Origin of the sequence: Microbacterium sp. NPDC060132, from assembly GCF_042729675.1 — a bacterium.
GTDB lineage: Bacteria > Actinomycetota > Actinomycetes > Actinomycetales > Microbacteriaceae > Microbacterium > Microbacterium sufflavum.
Genome location: NZ_JBHWXU010000001.1, coordinates 1,282,019 through 1,305,301 on the forward strand (window position 1 = coordinate 1,282,019; position 23,283 = coordinate 1,305,301).

The 23,283-nt window shown below is 72.6% G+C and carries 19 protein-coding genes; 8 read left to right on the forward strand and 11 right to left on the reverse strand.

The annotated features are described in order from the left end of the window. Positions 1 to 105 precede the first annotated feature (105 nt). Positions 106 to 4,410 (forward strand): isopeptide-forming domain-containing fimbrial protein, encoded by a 4,305-nt coding sequence (locus tag ACFWCH_RS06405; protein WP_378803155.1) that lies wholly within the window; start codon positions 106 to 108, stop codon positions 4,408 to 4,410. Between the two features lie 55 nt (positions 4,411 to 4,465). Here ACFWCH_RS06405 and ACFWCH_RS06410 read toward each other — a convergent pair whose 3' ends face one another. Then, complete coding sequence (locus tag ACFWCH_RS06410) at positions 4,466 to 7,006, reverse strand: LuxR C-terminal-related transcriptional regulator (protein ID WP_378803156.1); 2,541 nt, start codon at positions 7,004 to 7,006, stop codon at positions 4,466 to 4,468. 116 nt (positions 7,007 to 7,122) lie between these two features. On the opposite strand from ACFWCH_RS06410, the gene ACFWCH_RS06415 reads away from it, so the two are divergent. From ACFWCH_RS06415 to ACFWCH_RS06425, 3 genes are all read left to right on the forward strand, one after another. Continuing rightward, complete coding sequence (locus ACFWCH_RS06415; protein WP_168442881.1) at positions 7,123 to 7,674, forward strand: ECF transporter S component; 552 nt, start codon at positions 7,123 to 7,125, stop codon at positions 7,672 to 7,674. Between the two features lie 43 nt (positions 7,675 to 7,717). Further along, positions 7,718 to 8,176, forward strand: coding sequence for a hypothetical protein (locus tag ACFWCH_RS06420; RefSeq protein WP_378803157.1), 459 nt, complete (start codon positions 7,718 to 7,720; stop codon positions 8,174 to 8,176). Between the two features lie 73 nt (positions 8,177 to 8,249). Then, positions 8,250 to 8,846 carry a DUF305 domain-containing protein gene (locus ACFWCH_RS06425; protein ID WP_136030517.1) on the forward strand — a complete coding sequence of 199 codons (597 nt, stop codon included), beginning with the start codon at positions 8,250 to 8,252 and terminating at the stop codon, positions 8,844 to 8,846. Between the two features lie 75 nt (positions 8,847 to 8,921). Here ACFWCH_RS06425 and ACFWCH_RS06430 read toward each other — a convergent pair whose 3' ends face one another. From ACFWCH_RS06430 to ACFWCH_RS06440, 3 genes are read right to left on the reverse strand one after another with little or no spacing between them, the layout of a single operon-like run. Then, positions 8,922 to 10,289: a threonine/serine exporter ThrE family protein gene (locus ACFWCH_RS06430; protein WP_136030515.1), complete on the reverse strand. Its 1,368-nt coding sequence runs from the start codon at positions 10,287 to 10,289 to the stop codon at positions 8,922 to 8,924. A gap of 20 nt (positions 10,290 to 10,309) precedes the next feature. Then, positions 10,310 to 11,665, reverse strand: coding sequence for an anaerobic C4-dicarboxylate transporter family protein (locus ACFWCH_RS06435; protein WP_378803158.1), 1,356 nt, complete (start codon positions 11,663 to 11,665; stop codon positions 10,310 to 10,312). 30 nt (positions 11,666 to 11,695) lie between these two features. Further along, complete coding sequence (locus tag ACFWCH_RS06440) at positions 11,696 to 12,436, reverse strand: peptidase E (RefSeq protein WP_136030511.1); 741 nt, start codon at positions 12,434 to 12,436, stop codon at positions 11,696 to 11,698. Between the two features lie 133 nt (positions 12,437 to 12,569). Between ACFWCH_RS06440 and ACFWCH_RS06445 the strand changes: the two genes are divergently transcribed. Continuing rightward, the gene (locus ACFWCH_RS06445) at positions 12,570 to 13,607 is read left to right on the forward strand and encodes a lactonase family protein (protein WP_378803159.1); all 1,038 of its coding nucleotides are present in this window, start codon (positions 12,570 to 12,572) and stop codon (positions 13,605 to 13,607) included. A gap of 130 nt (positions 13,608 to 13,737) precedes the next feature. On the opposite strand, the gene ACFWCH_RS06450 is transcribed toward ACFWCH_RS06445, so the two are convergent. Next, complete coding sequence (locus tag ACFWCH_RS06450) at positions 13,738 to 14,469, reverse strand: SGNH/GDSL hydrolase family protein (RefSeq protein WP_378803160.1); 732 nt, start codon at positions 14,467 to 14,469, stop codon at positions 13,738 to 13,740. 54 nt (positions 14,470 to 14,523) lie between these two features. On the opposite strand from ACFWCH_RS06450, the gene ACFWCH_RS06455 reads away from it, so the two are divergent. Continuing rightward, entirely contained in the window at positions 14,524 to 15,051 is a 528-nt protein-coding gene (locus ACFWCH_RS06455) for a cytochrome C5 (RefSeq protein WP_136030505.1), read from the forward strand. Between the two features lie 9 nt (positions 15,052 to 15,060). On the opposite strand, the gene ACFWCH_RS06460 is transcribed toward ACFWCH_RS06455, so the two are convergent. Together ACFWCH_RS06460 and ACFWCH_RS06465 are read right to left on the reverse strand one after the other, a co-directional pair. After that, on the reverse strand, positions 15,061 to 15,927 hold the full coding sequence (locus ACFWCH_RS06460) for an alpha/beta fold hydrolase (protein WP_136030503.1): 867 nt from the start codon (positions 15,925 to 15,927) through the stop codon (positions 15,061 to 15,063). Between the two features lie 64 nt (positions 15,928 to 15,991). Then, on the reverse strand, positions 15,992 to 16,996 hold the full coding sequence (locus ACFWCH_RS06465) for a magnesium and cobalt transport protein CorA (protein ID WP_136030501.1): 1,005 nt from the start codon (positions 16,994 to 16,996) through the stop codon (positions 15,992 to 15,994). 292 nt (positions 16,997 to 17,288) lie between these two features. On the opposite strand from ACFWCH_RS06465, the gene ACFWCH_RS06470 reads away from it, so the two are divergent. After that, on the forward strand, positions 17,289 to 17,459 hold the full coding sequence (locus ACFWCH_RS06470; protein WP_247982566.1) for a hypothetical protein: 171 nt from the start codon (positions 17,289 to 17,291) through the stop codon (positions 17,457 to 17,459). A gap of 51 nt (positions 17,460 to 17,510) precedes the next feature. Here the strand turns inward: ACFWCH_RS06470 and ACFWCH_RS06475 are convergent, their stop codons facing one another. The 4 genes from ACFWCH_RS06475 to ACFWCH_RS06490 all read right to left on the reverse strand — a co-directional run bounded on the left by ACFWCH_RS06475 (position 17,511) and on the right by ACFWCH_RS06490 (position 21,813). Beyond that, the gene (locus tag ACFWCH_RS06475; RefSeq protein WP_378803161.1) at positions 17,511 to 18,305 is read right to left on the reverse strand and encodes an SDR family NAD(P)-dependent oxidoreductase; all 795 of its coding nucleotides are present in this window, start codon (positions 18,303 to 18,305) and stop codon (positions 17,511 to 17,513) included. 276 nt (positions 18,306 to 18,581) lie between these two features. After that, entirely contained in the window at positions 18,582 to 19,604 is a 1,023-nt protein-coding gene (locus ACFWCH_RS06480) for a Gfo/Idh/MocA family protein (protein WP_136044206.1), read from the reverse strand. Beyond that, positions 19,601 to 20,647: a Gfo/Idh/MocA family protein gene (locus ACFWCH_RS06485; RefSeq protein WP_378803162.1), complete on the reverse strand. Its 1,047-nt coding sequence runs from the start codon at positions 20,645 to 20,647 to the stop codon at positions 19,601 to 19,603. The genes ACFWCH_RS06480 and ACFWCH_RS06485 overlap by 4 nt, the downstream gene beginning before the upstream one ends. After that, entirely contained in the window at positions 20,644 to 21,813 is a 1,170-nt protein-coding gene (locus ACFWCH_RS06490; protein WP_378803163.1) for an ROK family protein, read from the reverse strand. Before ACFWCH_RS06490 ends, ACFWCH_RS06485 begins: the two co-directional genes overlap by 4 nt. A gap of 188 nt (positions 21,814 to 22,001) precedes the next feature. On the opposite strand from ACFWCH_RS06490, the gene ACFWCH_RS06495 reads away from it, so the two are divergent. After that, complete coding sequence (locus ACFWCH_RS06495; protein ID WP_378803164.1) at positions 22,002 to 23,243, forward strand: ABC transporter substrate-binding protein; 1,242 nt, start codon at positions 22,002 to 22,004, stop codon at positions 23,241 to 23,243. Positions 23,244 to 23,283 lie beyond the last annotated feature (40 nt).

The window sequence follows — 23,283 nt, forward strand, 5'->3', positions numbered from 1 at the left end:
CGGACCGAGTACGCCATACCCGATGGTGCTCGGCGGTCGCCTGAGGGGGCGGGGCTTCCGTGTGCGCGCACGCGCCGCGGACAGCGATGGATGGGGAGTGAAGTCGTGGGATTCCGTGATGCCCGTGAGCAGCGGCCGAGCCGCTGGAGCCGGACCAGGAAGCTGATCGGCGGTGTGGTGAGCACCGCGCTCGTCGCCTCGTCGATGATCGTGGTGGGCGGCACGCTCACCGCGGCGCCGGCCGCAGCAGCCGAGCCGTTCCTCTGCACGCCGGGAGCGGTGTACGTGCAGAGCACCTCCGAGGTGCGCGAGTTCGCGGTGAACGAGCAGGGCGGCGCCCCCGGCGACGGCGGCACGCTCAGCAGCATCAACCTCGGCGCGAACCACTCCAACAACGCGCTCGGGCTCTCGTCCAACGGACGCTACGCGTACACCGTCACGAACGCCGCCGGCAGCAAGATGCTCGCGAAGCACGACCGCGTGACCGACACCACCACGCGCACCTCGTTCTCGCTCAACTCCTCGGTCCTGCGCGGCGCCGTGCACCCCGTCACCGGCGTGTACTACTTCGCCAGCGGCACGATCAACGGCGCCATCAACCTGTACGCGTGGAACGAGAACGTCACCCCGCAGACCTACGTGCAGGTCGGCACGCTGCGCCCGACCACCGGCAGCAGCGCGTTCGGCGCCAACGGCGACATGGCCTTCAGCGCCTCCGGTCAGCTCGTGCTCGTGGCCGACAACTACATCTACTCGTCCGACCTGCCGAGCACGCTGCAGCCGAGCACCGCCACGATCGACGCCAAGCAGGTGCACGACATGGGCGCGGGCGTGCAGGGCAACGGCATCGCGTTCGGCAACCTCGGGCACATCTTCGTGTCGGTGTCCGGCGGCGGCAACCGCATCATCGAGGTGGACCTGCCCCGTGGGGCGACCGTGAACACCACGTCGCTGGGGAACTTCGGACCCACCGACATGGCCAGCTGCACGTTCCCCAACACCCTCACGCTCAAGAAGGACCTCCCGAACGGGCGCCAGGCCGACACCGACCAGTTCGCGCTGCGCGTGCAGTCGCCCACCGGCTACCAGGTGCCGCAGACCGATGCCACGACGCGTGGCGCGCAGCCCGGCCTGCAGCCCGACTACGCGGGTCCGGTGTTCACCAACCAGGGCGACACCTTCCAGCTCTCCGAGTCGCCCGCCGGCACGACCGACCCGACCCGCTACGACGCGTCCCTGGTCTGCGTGCAGGTCAACCCCGACGGCTCGACGACCCCGGTCGCGGTGACCGCCGACGGCCAGGTCACCCAGCCATCCGGTCCGCTGGGCACCGACGTCACCTGCACGTACACGAACCTGCGCCTCGCACCCGGCCTGGCCCTGCGCAAGACCTCGGATCCCGCGAACGGCACCGCCGTGACCGCGGGGCAGCGCGTCACCTACACGGTCGAGGCGGAGAACACCGGCAACACGCGCCTCGACCCGGTGACCGTGAGCGACGACCTGTCCGGCGTGCGCGCCGTCGCGACCTACCAGGGCGACGTGGCGACCGCGATCGACGGCGACCCGGTGACCTCGGGCGCCGCGAGCGTCGCGGGCGACGAGCTCGCCTGGAGCGGTGCGCTCGAGCCCGGACAGGTGCTGACCGTGACCTACTCGGTGATCGTCGACGAGGGCGTGGAGGGCGAGCGCATCGCCAACAGCGTCACCGCGTCGGGCACGCCCCCCGGCGGCTTCGACCCGATCGTCCCCCCGGCCGTCACGACCGAGCACCCCGTCGCCGGCTTCGAGCTCGTCAAGACCTCGTCGCCCGCCTCGGGCAGCACGGTCGAGCCCGGCCAGACCATCCAGTACACCGTGACCGGCACCAACACCGGCGCGACTCCGCTCGACCCCGCCTCGCTCACGGACGACCTCTCCGGCGTGCTCGCCCACGCCGCGTACAACGACGACCTCACGACCGCGATCGACGGCACGACCCTCACCACGGGCGGCGCGACCCTCACCGGCAGCACCCTCGCCTGGACCGGGGCCCTCCAGCCCGGGCAGACCGTGACCGTGACCTACTCCGTGACCGTGGGAGAGGACGCCTCGGGCGAGATCCTCCGCAACACCGTCGCGGGCTCCGGCACCCCGGTCACGCCCGACCCCGGCGACCCGACCGGGCCGCTGGTGCCCGGTGAGCCGATCGTCCCGCCGACCTCCACCACGGAGCACCCCGTGCTCGGCTCCGGCTTCACGATCTCGAAGACGGCCGACCCCGCGTCGGGCACCCGCGTCGACCCGGGCAGCGTGATCACGTACACCGTCACGGGCACCAACACGGGCGACACCGTGCTCGACCCGGCGACGATCACGGACGACCTGCGCGACGTGCTGGCCCACGCGAGCTCGAACGACGATGCGACCGCGACCCGCGGCGACGTCCGCGTGGCCGACGGAACGCTGAACTGGAGCGGCCGACTGCTCCCGGGGCAGGACGTGGTGATCACCTACTCGGTCACGGTCGACGCCACCGCGGGCGGCGAGCTCATCGCCAACACCGCCACGGGCGCCGCGACCCCGCTGATCCCCACGGATCCGAGCGACCCCGACAGCCCGACCACGCCTGGCACGCCGATCACGCCGCCGCCCGCCACCACGGAGCACCCGGTGAACGAGCCCGGCTTCACGTTCGCGAAGACGGTCGACCCCGCCACGGGCACCGCCGTCGACCCCGGCACCGTGCTGACCTACACGCTGACCGCCGCGAACACCGGCGAGACCGTGCTCGACCCGGTCGCGATCACGGACGACCTGTCCGGCGTGCTGCCCTCGGCGGCGTACAACGGCGACGCCGTCGCGACCATCGGCGGCGCGTCCGCGGGTGCCGTGACCGTCGACGGCGCGACACTCGCCTGGAGCGGGTCGCTCGCGGTCGGGGAGACCGTGACCGTCACCTACTCCGTGACTGTGACCGCAGAAGGCGTCGGCACCGTGATCGAGAACGCGGCGACCGCGTCTGCCACGCCGCCCGGCGGCTCCGTCATCACGCCGCCTCCCGGCACCACGACCACGCCGGTGAACCGTCCGGGCTTCTCGCTGTCGAAGAGCGCGGACCCGGCGACGGGCACCGCGGTCGACCCCGGCGCGGTCATCACCTACACGGTGACCGGCGTGAACACGGGTGAGACGGCGCTCGACCCCGTCGCGATCACGGACGACCTGTCCGACGTGCTCGCCCACGCCGCGTTCACCGGCGATGCGACCGCCACGATCGACGGCGTCCCGGCCACGGCTCCCACCGTGGCGGGCGACCGGTTGTCGTGGAGCGGTGCACTGCCGGTGGGTGCGACCGTCACCCTCACGTACTCCGTGACCGTGGCGGCCGACGCGGGCGGCACCGTGCTGGCGAACCGGGCCTCCGGCTCCGCGACCCCGCCCGGGGGCGTGCCGCCGATCGAGACGCCGCCCGCCACGACCGGGCACCCGGTCAACGCGCCCGGCTTCGAGCTGCGCAAGACCGCCGACCCCGCGGATGGCACCCGCGTCGACCCGGGCAGCGTCATCACGTACACCGTGACCGGCGTGAACACGGGTGAGACGGCTCTGGCGCCCGTGAGCATCGACGACGACCTGTCGGGCGTGCTCGCGCACGCCGACTACAACGGCGACGCGACGGCCACCGTGGTCGACGGCGTCGCGCCCGCCCCGGTCGTGGCCGGCGACGAGCTGACGTGGACGGGCGACCTCGCGGTCGGCCAGCGCGTCACCATCACCTACTCGGTGACCGTGCACGCAGACGCGGGCGGTGCGACCATCGCCAACACGGTCGAGGGCACGGCGACGCCTCCGGGCGGCGCGGTGATCACGCCCCCGCCGACGACCACGGAGAACCCGGTCGGCACCCCCGGCTTCACGTTCGCGAAGACCTCGGACCCCGGTTCGGGCACGGCCGTGGCGACGGGAAGCGTCGTGACCTACACGCTCACCGGCACCAACACCGGCGAGACCGGGCTGGACGAGGTGGTCGTGCGGGACGACCTGGCCGGAGTGCTGCGGCACGCCGACCTGCGCGGCACGGCGACGGCCACGGTGGGTGATCGCGAGGTGGCCGCCCCCGTGATCGACGGGACGGCGCTGCGCTGGACGGGCAGTCTCGCGGAGGGGGAGAGCGTCGTGATCACCTACGCCGTGACCGTGCACGCCGACGCGGCTGGCGCCTCGCTGCGGAACGTGGCCGTCGCCTCGGCCACGCCGCCCGGAGGGGAGACGATCACCCCGCCCGCCGGCACGACCGAGAACCGGGTGCTGACGCCGCTCGCCGTCACCGGCGGACAGCTGGCGCCCTGGGTCCTGGCCCTCGCGATCACCCTGCTGCTCGCTGGAGCCGCGCTGCTGATCGTGCGCCGTCGCCGCATGCAGGCCTGACGACCCCCCGCCGGCTCCCGGCCGCCGCCCCACGCGCGGCCGGGAGCCCTCGGGATCAGTCGGGGAGCAGTCCGTGCCGGGCGGCCTGCTCCAGCGCCTCGGTGCGATTGGCCGCGTCGAGCTTGCGGTAGATGCTGCGCAGCTGGGTCTTGAGGGTGTTCGGCGACACGCTCAGCTCGGCGGCGATGTCCGGCAGCGCCGCCCCCGAGGTGAGGGCGTGCAGCACGACCTGCTCGCGGGACGACAGTCGCGGCCGCGTCGCGAACGACGGCAGCGCGGAACGAGTGGGCAGGGGCGCGCCGCCGAGGGGGGCCAGGTCGGCGCGCACGGCCGCGAAGTCCTCGGCGCCGAGCAGGGCGATCGGGGTCCGCAGCTCCCGGTCGGCGAGCTGCGCGGCCAGCGCGTCGGTGGTCGGCTGCGCGGCGGCCGGGGTCACGCGGTGCAGGGCGGCGCTCTGCACGGCCGCGGCCTCCGCGCGTTCGCGAGACGTGGTCGGCTGGAGCCGCGTCTGCGCCAGCATGCGCACCGCCTCCGGCGCACGACCGTCGACCAGGGCCACCCTGGCGCGTTCCAGCAGCGTCGCGAAGCGGTCGCCCGGCGCGTCGCGCTGCTTGATGCTGCGGGCGGCCCGGACGTCGCCGAGCGCGAGGTGCAGCAGGATCCGCGGGCGGCTGAGGGCCTGGCGTGCGTGGGGTGTTGCCCCCTCGCGTCCCCGCATCCTGGCGAAGGACTCCAGGCGTTCGAGGCCGCCCGCGGCGTCGCCGTCGTGCAGCGCGATCCACGCCTCCACGGCGGCCATGGTCGTCCAGTGCTCGCTCGTCGCCCGGTGGGGGAGGAACGCCCGCACGTGCTGTTTCGCGGCGTGGAGGTCGCCGTCCTCGACCGCGAGCATCGCCTCGGCCACGCGGTAGAACGTGCCGCGGTAGCCGTCGAGCAGCTCCTGGCTGTGACCGCCGTCGCGGAGGAGGCCGACGAAGTGCCGCGCCTCGGGGAGGTCTCCGGCCCTGGCGTGGATCCCGGCGAGCAGGCTCATGGCGTGGAACCCGTTGCCGGTGCCCTGCGCACCGGCGAGAGCCGCGGCCTCCTCCAAGAGCCCCACCGCCTGTTCGCGGCGGCCTCCGTAGTACAGCGACAGCGCGAGGTGGGTGCACAGCAGCGGCATCTCCCGGGCGTAGCGGTGCCACTCGCTCTCGGGGGTCTCCGTGAACAGCGCGAGCGCACGGGCCGCGACCTGTCCCGCCCGGTCGGGCATGCCGATGACCCGCAGGGCCGCGCTCTCGGCCGTCCAGATGAAGAGGCGCTCGGTCGCCGAGAGGCGGGTCTTCCGCCCGTTCGCTGCCGAGACCGCCAGGCGCAGGAGCTGGAGTCCGCGTAGGCGGCGCAGCCGGTTGGCGTTGAGGCAGATGCCGAGGAGCATCGCCACGAGCGGCTCCTGCTTGAGGCGTGCGATCGGGAGGTCGCCGAGCAGTCGCACGACCGCCCTGCCGTCGTGGTCGAGCAGGTGGCTCCATCCCGACATGATCACGTGTGCCGCGAGGGCGAGGTCGTCCTCTTCCACGGCCAGACGCAGCCCCTCGAACGGAGCGCCCCGCCGCACGGCGCCCTCCACTGCGAGGCGCCGCAACCGGGGGATCTCGGCCGGGTGTGTGCGGCGGAGCTCGCGGCGCAGCAGGGTGCGGGCGTGCGGGGCCAGCCGGAACAGGCGGGGCTCACCGGGCTCCCAGTGCCCGAAGCCGAACACCTCGGATTCCTCGAGGGCGTTCACGATGTCGGGGTTGCCCGTCAGTGCGGCAGCGAGGGGGGTGTCGACGGCGTCGGTGATGCTGAGCCGGACGAGATCGTCGAGGGTCCGCTCGGCGAAGTCGCCCCGCTCGATGCGAGCCCGGAGGTAGTCCTCGATCGTCGTGGATGCCGCCTCGACGACGGCCGACCCGCCCCCGTGCAGTGCCGCCGCCCGGACGGCCGCGGGGAAGCCGCCCGTCGCCTCCTGGATCGCCTGGACCGTGTCATCGTCGACGGCGGGGTCGAGCATCGCGCGGATCTCGTCGTGGTCGAACATGAGCTCCTGCGGGCCGAGAAGCGCGGTGTCGATCACCAGGCGCAGCCCGGCGCTGTCGAAGGGACTGGGCCGGTTGGTCGCGACGACGAGTCGCACGAGCGGGAGCGCGGCGATCGTGCGACACAGGTCGAACACGCTCTCGCGGTCGAGCGCGGCGGCGTCGTCGAGCACGATCACCAGCGGCTCCGTGAGCGGGCACAGATGCTCGGTGACCGCGGCCCACAGCTCTCCGGGTGGCTCCGTCGGGGGGTCTGCGGGAGCCCTGCCCTCTGGCGCCTGTTCGCGAAGGGCGCGCAGCAGGGCCAGCGCGAGGTCGGAGCTGCTCTCACGCCCGCGGGTCACGGTGAGCCAGACCACGCGGGACGAGGTGACGAACGCCCAGCCGACCACCGCGGTGGTCTTGCCCGAGCCCGATGCCCCGCGGAGCAGCGTGAGCGGGGTGTCCGTCTCGAGGGCTGCGTTGAGCCGCGGTCGCCCGATCACGTTCGTCGAGACGCGCGGCAGATGCCTGCTCTCACGCGCGACGGAATCCGTCATGTCCCCTCCCCAGGTCCCCGCCTCCACAATATTCCGAAATGACGATCGGGCGGGTGACATGACGCCGCGGCGACGTCGGTGATCGGCCGGCCGCCGTGGCCTCTAGGCTCGGAGACGTGACGGACGGGCGGGCGAAGACGGTGCGACGCGTGCCGACCAGCGCCCTGCTGGTGAGTGCGGCGCTCGGTGCGATCCAGGCGCTCGTGTTCCTCGCGGTCGTTCCCGTCACCGGAGTGCTCGCGGCCGCCTCGCCCCCGGCCTACGCCCTGGTCGCCGCCGTGCACACGGCCCTGCCGTTCCTGGCGCGCGTGGTCACGCGCACGCCGGGCGCCGCCACGCTGACGGCGTTCGTGGCCGGGGCGCTCACGGTCGCGGTGTCGCCGATCGGACCACTCGGGCTGGTCCCGCTCCTGCTCGGCGGTCTGGTGCTCGACCTCGTGCTCCCGCTGCGGCGCGACGCTCGGGTGGGGGCAGGGCGGATCCTGGCGGCCGGGGCCGTCGCGGGGATCGCGCTGTTCCTGGTCGCGCTGCCGGTGTTCTCGCCGGAGCACCTGGTGCCCGCCGTGCTCGTGGCGACGCTGGCCGCGCGCGTGGTCGGGGAGGTCGCGGTCGCCGGGGTCGTGATCGCGGTGCGGAGGCTGCTGGCCCGCGCGGGCGTCGTCCGCTGAACATGCCCCGAATACCTATACCCCCTGCGGGTAGTATCGGGGCATGACCGATCGACGGGCGCTGCGCGGGGCACTGCTCGCGGTGGTGCTCGCGGGCGGAGTGCTGCTCGGGCTGCTCGGCATGCACGCGCTCGGGTTGCACGGCACCGCCGGGGCGCACGGCCCCGGTCGCGCCGCGGTCGTCGCGACGGCGTCCCAGGGCGACGCCGCCCACGACCGCCCGGGCTCCGCGGCCCACGACCGCGGCGACCGCGCCGCGCCGCTCGCCTCGCACGAGGGCAGCACCCCGCCGTCGCACGACCTCGCCGCGCCGTCGGCCGGCGGAGCGGACGGCGCCGCCGCGTGCGTGCTGGCCCTGCTCGGCGGGCTCCTCCTGCTCCTGCGCCACCGGGAGTCCCCGGCCCTCGCGGCACCGGCGGCCACGGTCGTCCTCCGCGCGCGCGGCACCCTGCCGATCCCGCGACCTCCGTCTCTTCACGTGCTCTGCATCAGTCGGACCTGAGGCGCCGTCGTGCGCCCGGGGCGACCGCGACCGCGTTCGCCCATCCGATCGAGAAGACCGAGAAGAGAGACCCATGAAGAATCGAACCACACGTACCGCGGCCGCCCTCGTGATCGCGGGGTCGCTCGCGCTCGCCGGCTGCGCGTCGAGCGAGCCTGCGGGCCCCGCCGACCACTCCGGCATGGACCACTCCCCGAGTGACGCCCCGGCCGCCGGGGCGAACGACGCGGATGCGATGTTCGCGTCGATGATGATCGTGCACCACCAGCAGGCGGTCGAGATGTCCGACATCGTGCTCGCGAAGGACGGCGTCGACCCGCGCGTGGTCGACCTCGCCGAACGCATCACGGCCGCGCAGGGGCCCGAGATCGAGCAGCTGCAGGGCTGGCTCGACGACTGGGGTGTCGACGCGGCCGACGCCGGCGCCATGGACCACGGCGACGGCATGATGAGCGACGACGACCTCGCCGCGCTCGAGGCCGCGACCGGGCCCGAGGCGTCGCGGCTGTTCCTGGAGCAGATGATCGTGCACCACGAGGGCGCGGTGGAGATGGCGGAGGTGCAGCTCGCGGACGGCGAGAACGCCGATGCCGTGGCGCTCGCGCAGGACATCGTCGACGCCCAGACGGCCGAGATCGCGGAGATGAAGGACATCCTCGCGAGCCTTTGACGCCGAGAGCCCCGCGTCGCCCTCGCGCGGCGCGGGGCTCACCCCTTCCCCCGCCGCCGGACATCGCCGCGAGGGCTATCGCTGATCCGGGCGCGGCGGAGTCCGCTCGGCCCTCCCGACGCGGCGCGCCACACGTCGCAGCGGGTGCGCGAGCCGCTGCCACAGCGTGGGGGCGGGGGTGTCGTCGGGAGCGGGCGGCGGAGCCACCGCGAACTGCACGAACTCCTCGGCGCCGTGGTGCACCACGCGGTACAGGGCCGTGCCGATCAGCACGCCCAGCGCGATCGACATGACCGACACGAGGGCGGCGGCGAAGTCGGCCAGGCCGTTGTCGGTCGCGAACGCCTCGGTCAGTCCGACCAGTCCGGCCGCCCCCGGCACGAGCAGCCAGAACGCCGGCAGGAACGTCAGCTGCGAGGGCGCCCCGTGCCGCAGCCCCGCGATCCAGAACACCACCGGGGTCACCGCGAGCGCGCCGACGAAGCCGCCCACGGCCGGATCGATGAACTCGGTGCCCGCCCACTGGCCCACGTAGGCGACCACGAGCGCGAGCAGCACCCATCCGAAGGTCGACGGCGGCGCCGAGAAATGGAGGTAGTTGCCCAGCGCGAACACGAGGATCCCCAGCAGCGGCACCCACCACGGCAGGAACGAGGAGGCGTCGAGCGGCTCGTACGAGTCGGACGACACCCCCACCACGGCACCCGCGGCGAGGATGCCGAACGCCAGCAGTGCGAGCTGCACGAACCCGTAGACCAGCCGCGACGCCCCGGAGATCATCTGGCCGGCGGCGAGCTCGACCGTCGCGGTGGTCAGCACCCCGCCCGGAAGGAACGTGACCAGCGGGGCGATCAGCACGCGGATCGGGTCGCCGACCTCCACGGCCTCCGCGAGCAGGAACACCGCGGTCGCGCACACGAACGCCGCCGCGATCGGCATGATGAGCTGCAGCGTGGGCGAGCGCACGAGCTTGAGCAGCCCGATCCCGAAACCGAGCACGAACGCGACGGTCGCGCCCTGCCAGGTGGGGGCGAGCAGCAGGGCGAGCCCGGTGGTGAGGATCGCGTGCCCGAGCGTGCGCGTGAACCAGCCGAGGCGCGGTCGCATCGCGCCGATCTCGTTGAGCCGCCGGATGCCGTCGCGCGGCGCGACCGCGCCGGTGCGGGCCTGCGCGATCAGCTCGTACAGTGCCGCGATCTGGTCGAAGCGGAACGACGCGTTGGTCGCGGAACGGATGGCGACGCGCTCCTCCTCCTCGTCGCCCGTCTCCACGATGATGATCGTCGGCAGCACCACGAAGTCGGTGTCGTCGCCGCCGGACGCGCGCGCCACCTCGGCGATCGTGTCGCGGATGCGGTCGACCGACTCCGCCGAGGCGTTCATCCCCTGCGCCAGCCCGAGCAGGAACTGGCGCAGCGCCGACCGGTCGACGACGTCGGTCATGTCACCCCACCGCGGTCATGTCACGCGAACAGGAACGACAGGGCGACGCCGACCACGATCGCGGTGCCGACGTAGACCAGGTTCGGCAGCTGGAACGAGTGGTCGACCACGAACTTGCCCATCTTGGTCGTGCCGGTCTGGTCGAACGCGACCGTGGCGACCTGGCTGCCGTTGGCGGGCAGCGTGTAGATGCCCATGGTCGCCGGCCACAGGCCCACCAGCAGCGGGGCGGGCAGCCCGATCGTGATGCCGATCGGCACGATCGCGTTCGTCGCGCTCGACTGGCTCGTGGTGAGCATCGCGACCGCGAACAGCGCCAGCGCGAACAGCAGCGCGCCCAGGAACGCCGACGACCCCGACACCACGGAGCCGAGTCCGTCGACGATGAGCGTCTGGTTCGCGGCGACGAAGGTGTTCGCCAGCCACGCGATGCCGAACAGGGCGATGGCACCGATGATGCCGGCGGGGAACGTGGGCTGCTTGGGCACGTCGGCCGCCTTCACCTTGCAGAACACGAAGATGAGGGCGGCGATGATGCCCATGGTGACCTCGATGATGACGGTCACGCTCAGACGCACGGGGTCGCCACCGTCATCGGTGCCGATCACCGGTCGCAGATTCTCGAACAGGCCGAAGAACACGATCACCGCGACGCCCGCGAGGAACAGCGATGCGGAGAGCACCGCGGTCTTCGGCAGCGTCTTCTCGTGCGCGTCGACGACCGGCGGCTTGATCTGCCCGTCCGCCAGGCGCTTCTGGTACTCCGGGTCGTCCTCCAGGTCCTTGCCGTGGCGCATCATCACGAGCGCGGCGACGAGGAGTCCCGCGATGGAGGCCGGCCACATGATGAGCAGCAGCCCGCCGAGGTCCACGCCCTGCGGCGCGAGCAGCACCACCATCGAGGCGGTCGCAGCCGACACGGGGGAGCACAGGATGCCGACCTGCGAGGCCACGGCCGAGACCGCCAGCGCCCGCTCCGGACGGATCTTCTGCTGGTACGACACGTCGTAGATCACCGGCAGCAGCGGATAGAAGATGTTGCCCGTTCCCGCGCCGACCGTGAACAGGAACGACATCGCGGGGGCGAGGAACACCACCGACTTGGGGCGTTTGCGGATGACCTTCGCCGCGACGGACACCATCCAGTCGATGCCTCCGGCGGCCTGCATGGTCGAGGCGGCCGTGATCACGGTGATGACGATGAACACCGCGTCGACGGGGGCGTTGCCCGGCGCCTCGCCGAAGACGAACACCAGCACGGCGACGCCGACGAGGCCCCACACGCCCAGGCCGATCCCGCTGGTGCGGGTGCCCATGAAGATCGCCAGGACGACGACGATCAGCTGGGCGATGAGGAGGAAGACGTTGTCGTTCATGACGATGCCCCGATCATCAGGATGGCCCGGTCAGGAGGAGGGTCCGGTGGCGATGGGCCCGGTGCCGGTGAGCACCTGCACGGGCAGCTCGGTCTCGACGATCTGCCCGTCCACCGCTTCCACCCGCAGGGCGAGGGGGTCGTCGACCGGGCTGATCGCCGTCACGAACTCGGAGTTCTCGAAGTGCAGCGACTGGAGGTTGCCCACCGCGTAGCCGGTCGACAGCTCCCCGCTGAGCAGGGAGGCGTGGAACAGCGGCCGGCGCTGGTCCTCGGCGTCGTAGTGCGGGCAGAAGCTGCCGTGCAGGAAGCCCAGGCCCTCCGGCAGCACCTGCAGCGTGGGGCCGTAGCTGTCGGTCGTGCCGCCCTCGAACCAGCAGATCCCGCCCGCGCTGCCGCCGGTGAACACCACGTTCGACGCCGGGTCCTCCCACATCTCGCGCATGATCTCGTCGAGTCCCTGCCGCTTCCACACGTCGAGCATGTTGGCGGTGTTGCCGCCGCCCACGTGGATCACGTCGAAGCCCTTCACGAACCCGGCGAGGTCGTCGACCGCACGGTGGAACAGCGGCAGGTGGTGCGGCGCGCACCGGTCGGAGTCGTACGTGGAGTAGAAGCTCACGATGTAGGCGGTGTCGTCGCCCGTCGCGGTGCCGACGAACAGCACCCGCGGTCTGTCCTTGCCGGTGAGTCTCAGGATGTAGTCGTGCGTCGGATCGTTCCGGCGCTCCATCATGGCCTTCCCGGCTCCGGTTGCGACAACGTGTGACATCGGTGACCCCCCGGTTCGACGGCTGCTCTCAGGCGTCAACATAGTGGTGAGGGACCCGGCGCGTCCAGCGCTCCTCACCCGCTCGACGTGAGGGACGGTGCGGCCGTCGGCGCACGCCATAGTGGGAGGGGACGTGTCGACGACGGCGGGAGGGCCCACGGTGGCATCGAGCGAGTTCGCGGTGTGCGCGATGTCCGAGCGCCCGGCGCTGTGGACGCTGGTCTGGCATCCCGAGACCGAACGGTGGGAGGCGCGCGACGCCGCGGTCGCGCTCGACCGGCCGTTCGCGCTCGCCGCACACCCGTCCGGCTCCCTGTACGCCGCGGGCCTCACCCCCGAGGGCGCGGTGCATCGGCTCACGCGCGGGCCCGGCGACGGCGCGGCCGACTGGGTCGTGCGGCAGAGCCTCGCCCTGCCGGGGGTGGAGCTGCCGTGCCGGGTGCGGTTCGACGCGGCTTCGCGGCGCCTGCTGATCCCCGGGTACGGGAACGGGGCGCTCGGGGTGGTCGACCTCGACCGGGACGGCGGCTTCGCCGCGGCCGCCCGAGTGGTCGCGTTCACCGGCGGTGGGCCCGACCCCGAACGACAGGACGGCCCGCACGCCCACGACGCCCTCGCGCTCGCCGCCGGCATCGGCGTGACCGACCTCGGCGCGGACGTGCTGCGCATCCTCGACCCGACGACCCTCGCCGAGCGGGCGCCGCTGGAGCTCCCCGCGGGCACGGGACCCCGGCACGTGGCCGACCTCGGCGGCGGACGGGTCGCGCTCTCGGGCGAGCTGGGCTCGACGCTCGTGCTGGCCTCGGTCACCGAGCGCCGCGTGCTCGACGTGCTGCCTGCGACCGCGCACGGCTCCGGCGGGTCGAACGCGCCCAGCACGGTGGTGCACGATCCCGTGCGCGGCCTGGTGCACGTCGCGAACCGCGGCGCCGACACGATCCTGACCGCCCGGATCGACGGCGACCGCCTGGTGCGCGTGTCCGAGGTGCCCGGCGGCGGCTCCCGGCCGGAACATCTCGTGCTCACCGGCCGGCACCTGCTGGCGGTGCACTCCGCCGACGGCGCGGTCGTGGCGCTGCGCCTGCGCGACGGGGTGCCCACGGCCGAGGTCGCCGCGGAGACCCGGGTGCCCGGCGCGATCTGGATCGAGCCGCTGCCGCCGCGGCGCTGAGCCGACGTTGCGGTTAGCGCTCGGGCAGCTCGGGCGCCGGCGGTTCCGGTGGCTCCGGCGGCTGCCCGCGGGCTCGGGCAGCTCGGGGCGCCAGCGGTTCCGGTGGCTCCGGCGGTTCCGCGCGGCGGGGTCAGGCGTTGAGGCGGGCGGCGCCGACCTGCGCCTCGAGCAGCGGCAGGGTGCGGCTGCCCGCGGGCGTCAGGCCGAGGGTGCGCGCGAGTTCGAGTGCGAGCGCCGCGTGCCCGGCCGCGTTCGGGTGGAACGGGTCGCCCATCAGGCCCCACGGCACCCCGCCGTTCCCCAGCTCGGCGTAGCGGGCGTACTGGTCGACCAGGAGCACGTCCTCCTCCGCGGCGACGCGCCGCACGGCCTCGGCGAACTCGGCGATCCGCGACCGCTCCGGGGCGTTGAGGCCGTCCACCGCGGGCGGCGTCTGCACCACCACGACCGCGTCGAGGTCGCGCGCACGCCGCACGAACTCCCGCAGCGACTCCGCATACTCGGCGGCCGAGAGCACGGGGCGCTCGCCGCCGGTCGACACATCGTTCGTGCCGATCATGAGGGTCACCACGTCGGGGTTCCAGGAGGCGACGCGGCGGTCCCAGTCGTCGAGGATGTCGGCGATGCGGTTGCCGCTGATCGCCGAGTTGATGACGATGTCGCGCACGCGGGCGAGCTCGCCGCGGATGAGCTCGTGCAGGTGCTCGGGGTAGCTGCGTCCGCCCTGCGTGTGCACCAGCCCGTGGGTGATCGAGTCGCCCGTGATCAGCCAGTTCAGCGGCGCCGGATCGGCCAGGGCGGCGGTCAGGCGCTGGAGGTCGGCGGTGGCGGAAGCGGGGGCGGGGGATTCGGCGTTCGGCACGGCTCCGAGCCTATCGGCCGACCACGGCGACCCCGGATGCGGGAGACTGGACGGATGACCTCGTCTGCGCTCGACCGTCTCCTCGCCCGCATCGCCGACTCCGGTCTGCTCGACGACCCCGTCGCGGAGAACGGCCTGGTGTACGGCCGCGCCGGGATCGACGCGGCGGGCGCCACGGTCTCGGTGAACGTCGATCCGGAGCTCGACGAGCACGACGAGGTCGACGATGACGCGCTGGTCGCCACGCTGGAGCGCGTGCTGTCGGTGAACGAGTCGCGGTGGCGGGCGATCGTCGACGAGGTCGCGTCGGACATCGACGACGCGGTGGACGACGAACCCGTGGTCGAGCAGATCGATCTGCGCGACGACCTGGAGGCCACGTCGGTCGTGGTGTTCGCCGATGCCGTGCTGCTCGCGTTCGTCGCTCCGAAGCAGTTCCCGGAGTCGCGCATCCTGGTGCAGCTCGACGAGGAGTTGGAGGTCGACGGCGTCGAGGTGCGTGCGCTCGACGGCTCCGAGACGATGGAGTTCGACACCCTTGACGACCTCCTCGACGAGATCAGCCGCTCCGACGAGGACTGAGCGCCCCCGTCATTCCGCGTCGAGCACCTCACGGAGCGTGGCGGCGAACGCCTCGGGCTGGCCCGCATAGCCGGACTCCCCGCCCAGGAAGCCGCCGTGGTGGCTGGGGAAGACGGTCGCCTGCTGGCCCAGCCGTTCGGCCAGCGCGAGCGCGGTCCGTCCGGTGTACCCCGTCAGCGACTCCTCGCCCACCGCCACCACGATCCGCGTCGGTGCCGCCTGTAGCGCCGCGATGTCGGGCGTGTAGTCGACGACCGCCCACGACCGCTCCGACAGCAGCGGATCGTCGCGGGATCCGTCGTCGTCGGCGGGCATCCCGAACGCGGCGGGGTCGGGCAGCGGCTGCGCGAGGAACTCCTCGGTGAACTCGCCCTCCCACGAGGTCATCGCCAGGAAGCCCGCCATCCCGGCGCCCCAGCCGCGGTCCTGATACGCGCGGGTGTAGGCGGCCCTGGCGCGGCGGGCGGCCTCGGCGTCGGGCAGCACCGCATCGATCGGCGGCTCGTGCGCGACCAGGGTGGCCACGTCGTGCGGGTGGGCGGTGACCAGGGCGAGCGCCGTCACTGCGCCGCCGCTGCTCGCGAACAGGTCGACCGGTCCGGCGCCGAGCGCCTCGATCAGCGCGTGCACGTCTTCCGCCTGCGTCTCCGGCTCGTTGGTGACGCCCCCGTCGTGCCGCACGCTGCGCCCCAGGCCGCGCGGGTCGTACGTGATGACGGTGCGGTCGGGGAAGAGCGCCACCTGGGCCTGGAACCCGCTGGCGTCCATCGGCTGGCCGATCATGACCAGCGGACGCCGCCCGTCGGCCGTGGGCAACGGGCCGTGCACGTCGTACACGAGATCCACGTCGGGCAGTTCCAGGGTGTGCTGCGTCATGTCGATCTCCTTCGCGCGTCCCCGTGGATCGTACGTGCCGTCACGGACGTTCCACCAGGGGCGGTCACAGCCACTTCTTGTACTTGAACACCCCGTAGAGGCCCACCGCGAACGCCGCCATCGCCCCGATCGCCATCGGGTACCCGAACGCCCAGTGCAGCTCGGGCATCACGTCGAAGTTCATGCCGTACACCGTGCCCACGAGCGTGGGGGCGAAGATGATCGCCGCCCAGGAGGAGATCTTCTTGATTTCGTCGTTCTGCGCCAGGCCCGCCTCGGTCTGCCGCCGCGCGACCAGCGCCGAGTGCACCGTGAGGGCGTTCTCCAGGATCGCGCGGAACGAGTCCACCCGCTCGTTGACGCGGATCGTGTGGTCGAGCACGTCGCGCAGCGACCGCTGCAGCTCCTCGTCGATGCGGTACTTCTCCGACCCGCGGCGGAGCCACTCCAGCATCCCGCTGAGGGGGTGCACGGCGCGCTGGAAGTTGATCACCTCGCGGGACAGCTCGTAGATGCGGCGGGACAGTGCGCTGTCGTCCGCGCCGTCGCCGAACAGCTGGTCCTCGATCTCGTCGATGTCGTTGAGCAGACCGGCGACGATCGGCTCGTAGCCGTCGACCACCTCGTCGAGGATCGCGTACAGCACGGCCTCCGGTCCCATCGCCAGCAGCTCCGGGTTCGCCTCCATGCGGGAGCGCACGGCGGCGAGGTTGGGCGACTCGGCGTGCCGGATGGTCACCACGAAGTCGGGCCCGACGAACAGGTGCAGCTCGCCGAACTCGATCGACTCCTCCTTGTCGCGGTAGCGGGCCGGGCGCAGCACCGCGAACAGGGTGTCGCCGTAGCGCTCCACCTTCGAGCGCTGATGCCCGGAGAGCGCGTCCTCCACGGCGAGGGGATGCAGGTCGAACTCGCGGGCGACGGACTCGACCTCCGCCGGGCTGGGGCGGTAGAGGCCGATCCAGGCGATGCCGCCCGCCGCGTCGAGCATGCGGTAGGTCTCGTCCAGGTTCCTCGGGGTCTCCACGCGACGTCCGTGGACGTACACGCCGTTGTCGATGAGCGCCATGATGCGGCTCCGTTCTCGCGAGCGCACGGCAGCGGAGGCTCCGTGCGCGGATTCGTCAGGGGGCGGGAGACGCCGCCGACGGCTGCGGAACAGGACGTGCGGACGCGGACCGGGAGGTCAACGCGAGAACGCAGGGAGTCGCGACGCAGCGAGGGCGGCGTCGTTACTATCGTCGGACATCGCCATCACCGCCTTCCGGACTCTCGGGGGTCACACGACCCGACGTGCCAGCATACTCCCGGAACCTGGACGGGGGCGCGGCAGTGGTTCGATCGTCCGGACAGGGAGACACATGAACGAGTTCGCCATCGGAGACATGGTGCAGATCACCGGATCGCCCATGACCGGCACCGTGGGCACCGTGGTGTCGTTCGATGAGAAGCGCCAGCGCTACCTCGTGCGCATTGACGCCATGACGCAGAACTACTACGCAGCCGGCGATCTGACCGTCTTCGCGCCCTGACCTGGCGACCCGGTCACGGCGGAGCCCGACCGGGACCGATCGCAGCGGCGGCTACGGGACGATCGCGTCGATGTAGCCGCCGTCGACCCGCACCGCCGCGCCGGTCGTGGCCGAGGCGAGCGGCGAGGCGAGATAGGCGACCATGTTCGCGATCTCCTCCGGCTCGATCAGCCGCTGCAGCAGCGACTGCGGGCGGTGCAGGCGCATGAACTCGCGCTGCGCCTCGTCCCACGGCAGGTCCGGGTCGACGAGGGAGTACACGAAGTCCTCCACGCCGCCCGTGTGGGTGGGCCCCGCGAGCACCGAGTTCACCGTGACGCCGGTGCCCGCCGCCTCCTTCGCGAAGCCGCGCGACACCGCCAGCAGCGCCGTCTTCGACATGCCGTAGTGGATCATCTCCGCGGGGATCACGACGGCGGAGTCGCTGGCGATGTCGAGCACCCGCCCCCAGCCGCGCTGCATCATGCCCGGCAGCGTCGCCCGGATGAGTCGCACGGCGGCGAGCACGTTCACCTCGAAGTAGCGGCGCCATTCGTCGTCGGAGATGTCGAGTGCCGGGGTCGCGCCGAAGATCCCGAGGTTGTTCACCAGCACGTCCACGTCGCCCGTGGCGTCGAGCACCGCCGCGGCGCCGTCGTCGGTGGTGACATCGCCCGGCGCGGGCACCAGGCTCCGCTCGGGATTCTCCTCCCGCAGCTCGGCGACCACCGCCGCGACCGTGTCGGCGCTGCGGCCGTTGACGGCGACGCGGGCTCCGGCGTCGGCGAGGGCCGTGGCGATGGCGCGGCCGATGCCCTGGGTGGAGCCCGTGATGAGGGCGGTCTTTCCGGTCAGGTCGATGCGCATGATGCTCCTCCGTGTCGGTGCTGTCTGCTGCAACACCACCGCGCCTCCATCCATGCCCGCGCCCGCCATGCCGCGGGCATGGGCCGTGGTGCCGGGTGCCGCGGGCGTGAGCCGTGTGCCGGGATCGAAAAGGTGCCGGGGGCGGGCTCCGCGGGGACGGTTTCGATCCCGCGTCGAGCGGGTGGGCCCGCCGCGGTGGTGCCAGGGTCGAAAAGGTGCGTGTGCGGTGCCCTGAAGGCGCGATTCTGACCCCGCATCGAGCGGGTGGGGGACCGGCTAGAGGTGCACGACCTCGCCGTCGCGGGCGGCGGAGGCCTGCGCGGCCTTCACGATCTCGACCGTGCGGATGCCCACACCGGCGTCGGGCTGCGGCTGACGGCCGTCGCGCACGGCACGCACGAACTCCTCCAGCAGCAGCGCGTCGAGGTCGGCGCCGACCGGGCTCCAGGTCTCGCCGTGCGCGTCGTGCCCGGCGACGCCCTTCGCGAACGGGCTCACGGTGACGGTGCCGCGCTCGGCGACGACCTGCAGCGTGAGGCCGCCCCACGTGGCCGAGCTCATCGGCCAGCTCCAGGAGCAGTCGATCGTGGCGACCACGCCGCCCGGGTACTGGATCGTGACGAGCCCGCCCGTCTCCACCGACAGCTCGCGCTGCGCGTGCAGCACCCGGTTCGACACGGCGCGCACGGACGCCGCTCGCTCGCCCAGCAGCTCGTCGAGCAGGTCGGCGCAGTGGACGACGTGGTCGACGAGCGCGCCGCCGCCCGCGAGCTCGGGGTCGGTGAACCAGGCCCTGTCCTGCGGGAGCTTGCCGTTGTTGATGCCGGTCACGCCGAGGATGCGCCCGAGTCGTCCGCTGCGCAGCTCGGCGATCGCGTCGCGCACCGCGGGGGAGAACCGCACGGGATAGGCGACCATGAGCAGCACACCCGCGGTCTCGCACGCGTCGCGCATGGCGATCGCATCCTCGACCGTGGTGGCCAGCGGCTTCTCGCACAGCACGTGCACGCCCGCCGCCGCAGCACGCTCGACGAGGGCGCGGTGCCGGGAGTTCTCGGCCGCGATCACGACGGCGTCCGGCTTCCACGCGAAGGCCTCGTCGTACGTGTCGACGTAGGCCACGCCCAGCTCGGCGGCGAGCTCGGCGCCGCGGGGAGCGTCGTCTGGCGCGGCCGCGCCGTCGGGGTCGGTCGCGATGAGCTCGACGCCGGGCATCTCCTTCAGCGCGTGCACATAGCTGAGGGCGTGCGTGTGCGCGAACGACAGGACGGCGATGCGCAGCGGGGCGGGGGCGGTCATCGGATGGCCTCCTCGGTGGCGGGCGCGGCGGGAACGGGAGCGGTGGAGTCGGCCGCGGCGGTCTCCCCGGGGAGGGCGACCGCGGAGCCCGAGGCGATGGAGGCGTAGGCGGCCTCGGCGACCGCGACCGCGGCGATCCCGTCGGCGGGGGCGACGCGCGCCGCACGGCCCTCGCGGATCGCGGCCACGAAGTCGGCGATCTCGGCGTAGTACGGGCTCTCCTCGGGCGACATCGGCGGCAGGTAGTCGGCGTCGCCCTCGGGCACCACGGCGTCGGTGCGGAGGGTGTGGTCCTCGGCGCTGTCGTACCGCAGACGGCCCGCCGATCCCGCGACCTCGACGCTCGTGCGGAACGGCATGCCGGGCTGCACCCAGCTCGCGTGCAGGTGACTGAGCACCCCGTTGCGGTGGGTGAGCACGACGTGCGCGGTCACGGGCGCGGGCACGCGGTCGTCCACCGTCGGCGGGTTCTGCACGGCGTAGACGCTGGCGACCGGTCCGGCGAACCACAGCGCCTGGTCGATGTCGTGGATCATGAGGTCGCGGATCACGCCGCCGCCCGCCCGCTCGGAGAAGAACCACCCGGTCTGCGGCGCTGAGCCCGCACGGCTGAACCGCTGCACCGCGAGCCCGCCCACGTGCCCGGCCTCGATGCCCGCCTTGATCTGCGCGTACTCGCCCATGTACCGCACGACGTGCGCGGGGAACAGCCGGACACCGGCGCGAGCGGCGGCCGCGGTCACCTCTGCGGCGGCCTCGGCGGTCGCGGCGAGCGGCTTCTCGCAGATCACGTCGCGACCGCGGGCGATGGCGCGCAGCGCGAAGTCGGCGTGGGTGCTGCTGGGCGTGACGATGTCGACCAGGTCGACCAGCTCGATCAGCGCGTCGACGTCGGCGACCAGCTCGAAGCCGTACTCCGCGGCGATCTCCTCGGCACCGTCGAGCGAGGTCACGTAACCCCGCACGCCCAGCGCCCGCCACGCGTCGGCGTGCACGCGGGAGATGCCGCCCGCGCCGATGAGTCCGACTGTCAACGTGCTCACTGCTTCTCCTCGGTGTCGTCGCCGGTGACCGGCTCGTGCGGCAGGGGGGTGATGGGCGGGGCGGGCATGTCGTCGATGCCGGAGATCTCGGCGGGGTGCCGCTGGAACGCGTGCACGACCGCACCGTGCGCGGCGGCTTCCGCGCCCAGTCGCGCCTCGGCGACCGGCACCTGGAACGGCAGCCCGAGGTGCCCGGGGAGCGCGGCCCGCAGCGGGTCGAGCAGCTGCTCGTGCGCCGCCGAGAGTCCGCCGCCGATGACGACCATGGCGGGATCGACCGTGAGGATCAGGGTGGCGATGCCGTGCGCGAGCTCGTCGATGAACGCGTCGAGCTCCTCGCGTGCCCCGGGGTCGCCCTCCCGCGCGAGGGCGAACACCTCCGCGGCGGTGGGGGCCGTGCGCCAGGGGATCTGCCCGGTCTCGCTGTTGAGTCCGCGGAAGGCCAGGCGTCCGATGTCGCCCGCCGCGTTGTGGATGCCGCGGCGGGGGCGTCCGCCGAGGATGAGGCCCATCGCGATGCGGTTGCCGACCGACAGGTAGATCACGTCGTCGACGAGCTGCGCGACCCCGAGGTGGTGTTCCGCGACCGCGGCGAGACGCACGCCGTTGTCGACGGCGACCGGGCACCCGAACGCGTGCCGCAGCTGCGATCCGATGTCGATGCCCGACCACTCGGGGATGACGACCGAGGTGGTCACGCGGCCGGCGTCGTCGACGAGCCCGGGGAGGGAGACGCCGACGGCGCGCACCTGCGACGCGGGGATTCCGGTCTCGGCGAGGGTGCCGCGGATGTGGGAGATGACGGCGGCGAGCTTGGCGGCCCCGTCGGTCTGCGCCGAGACGCCGGGGTAGCTGCGCTGGGCGACGACCGCTCCGGCCAGGTCGGACAGCACGACCCGCACGCTCGCGACGCCGATGTCGACGCCCACGACGGTGCCGGCGGCGGCGTGGAACGCGTATCGGCGGGCGGGTCGTCCGGCCCCTCCGCCGTTCTGCGCGGGCGCGTCGACCAGCAGCCCGGAGTCGCTGAGCACGGTCACGGCGTTCTCGACCGAGGTGCGGGAGACCTCCAGCGAGCGGGACAGATCGCTCACGGTCGCCGGTCCCGTGTCGCGCAGCTGGAGGGCGCAGCGCGCCACGATCGACAGCGGACTCGTCACGCCCATGTGCGGTGCCTCCTTCGTCCCCGTCGTTGGTGCGATCAAATTAGCACACCCGGTTCTCACATCGTGTTTTGTCGTTGACGATCGAGAAACACGCTGGAAACAAGCGTCTGAGAACTTGTACTTGACGAATTATCCCAGCCCAATGTCATAATGAACCGTACTCAGCACGGTTTACGCAAAGGAGCACCATGCGCGTCAGCAAGATCACCGGCGTCGTCGCGGGAGTCGCGGCCGCCACCCTGTTGGCCGGATGTTCGGCCGGCGGAGGCACCACCGCAGAGGGCGAGCAGGACATCACGGTCTGGCTCTACCCGGTCATCGCCGACGAGGCGGTGCACAAGGACTTCTGGGACTCGACCATCGAGGCGTTCGAGAAGGAGAACGAGAACGTCAACGTCTCCTACGAGATCTTCCCGTGGGCCAACCGCGACGAGGCCCTCCAGACCGCGATCGCGGCCGGCAAGGGTCCCGACGTCGTCTACCTCATCCCCGACCAGCTCGCCGCCTACCAGAAGTCGATCGCTCCGCTGAACGACCTGCTCAGCACGGAGCGTCAGGACGACCTGCTGCCCAACGTCAAGGACTCCGTCACCATCGGCGGCGACATCCTCGGCGCCCCCATCCTCACCAGCGCCCAGCCGCTCATCTGCAACGCCGCCGCGTTCGAGGCCGCTGGCGTGACCGAGTACCCCGAGACCTGGGACGACGTCGCCGAGATGGCACCCGCGTTCGTGGAGAAGGGCATGTACGCCCTGAACTACCCGGCGTCCGCCGAGAACACCCTCAACCTCACCTACTACCCGCTGCTGTGGCAGGCGGGCGGCGAGGTCTACACCGAGGACGGCGAGGTCGGCTTCGACAGCAAGGCCGGCGAGAAGGCGCTCACCTTCCTCACCGACCTGGCAGAGGAGGGCGCGCTCGACCCCGAGGCGCTCACCACCAACGTGCCGCTCGAGCAGACCGCGATCGCGCAGGGCAAGGTCGCCTGCACCTGGAACAACGCGGTCACCGAGGTCGCGCCGTTCTGGGGCGAGGAGAACGTGAAGGTGCTCGCGCCGCTCAGCGACAAGGAGTCCGTCGCGTACGGCACCGTCGGTTCGCTCTCGGTGCTCAAGGGCTCGAAGGCGAAGGACGCCGCCGCCGCGTTCGCCGAGTACGCCACCGGCGCCGACGTGGTCGAGCCGTACCTGACCGCCGCCGGCTACTTCTCCGCGCTCAGCACGACCGAGCCGCTGTACGCCGACGACCCGCTGCTCGGCGAGGTCGAGAAGTACGTGCCCGACACCACCGTCGGTCAGCTCGACGCCAGCTCCCGCGCCCTGATGGGCGTGCTGTCGCCCGAGATCCAGGCCGCCCTGCTCGGCCAGAAGTCGCCCGCCGACGCCCTGAAGGACGCCGCGGCCGCCGCAGCCCCGCTGCTGCAGAAGTGAGGCGACGGGGGCGTGCGGACACCCGCCGCACGCCCCCTCC

Bases quoted from the DNA above. Each gene is read 5' to 3' on its own strand.
- ACFWCH_RS06410 (WP_378803156.1), bottom strand. From the start codon at position 7,006: ATGACGGATTCCGTCGCGCGTGAGAGCAGGCATCTGCCGCGCGTCTCG.
- ACFWCH_RS06420 (WP_378803157.1), top strand. From the start codon at position 7,718: ATGACCGATCGACGGGCGCTGCGCGGGGCACTGCTCGCGGTGGTGCTC.
- ACFWCH_RS06425 (WP_136030517.1), top strand. From the start codon at position 8,250: ATGAAGAATCGAACCACACGTACCGCGGCCGCCCTCGTGATCGCGGGG.
- ACFWCH_RS06430 (WP_136030515.1), bottom strand. From the start codon at position 10,289: ATGACCGACGTCGTCGACCGGTCGGCGCTGCGCCAGTTCCTGCTCGGG.
- ACFWCH_RS06435 (WP_378803158.1), bottom strand. From the start codon at position 11,665: ATGAACGACAACGTCTTCCTCCTCATCGCCCAGCTGATCGTCGTCGTC.
- ACFWCH_RS06440 (WP_136030511.1), bottom strand. From the start codon at position 12,436: ATGTCACACGTTGTCGCAACCGGAGCCGGGAAGGCCATGATGGAGCGC.
- ACFWCH_RS06455 (WP_136030505.1), top strand. From the start codon at position 14,524: ATGACCTCGTCTGCGCTCGACCGTCTCCTCGCCCGCATCGCCGACTCC.
- ACFWCH_RS06460 (WP_136030503.1), bottom strand. From the start codon at position 15,927: ATGACGCAGCACACCCTGGAACTGCCCGACGTGGATCTCGTGTACGAC.
- ACFWCH_RS06465 (WP_136030501.1), bottom strand. From the start codon at position 16,996: ATGGCGCTCATCGACAACGGCGTGTACGTCCACGGACGTCGCGTGGAG.
- ACFWCH_RS06470 (WP_247982566.1), top strand. From the start codon at position 17,289: ATGAACGAGTTCGCCATCGGAGACATGGTGCAGATCACCGGATCGCCC.
- ACFWCH_RS06475 (WP_378803161.1), bottom strand. From the start codon at position 18,305: ATGCGCATCGACCTGACCGGAAAGACCGCCCTCATCACGGGCTCCACC.
- ACFWCH_RS06480 (WP_136044206.1), bottom strand. From the start codon at position 19,604: ATGACCGCCCCCGCCCCGCTGCGCATCGCCGTCCTGTCGTTCGCGCAC.
- ACFWCH_RS06490 (WP_378803163.1), bottom strand. From the start codon at position 21,813: ATGGGCGTGACGAGTCCGCTGTCGATCGTGGCGCGCTGCGCCCTCCAG.
- ACFWCH_RS06495 (WP_378803164.1), top strand. From the start codon at position 22,002: ATGCGCGTCAGCAAGATCACCGGCGTCGTCGCGGGAGTCGCGGCCGCC.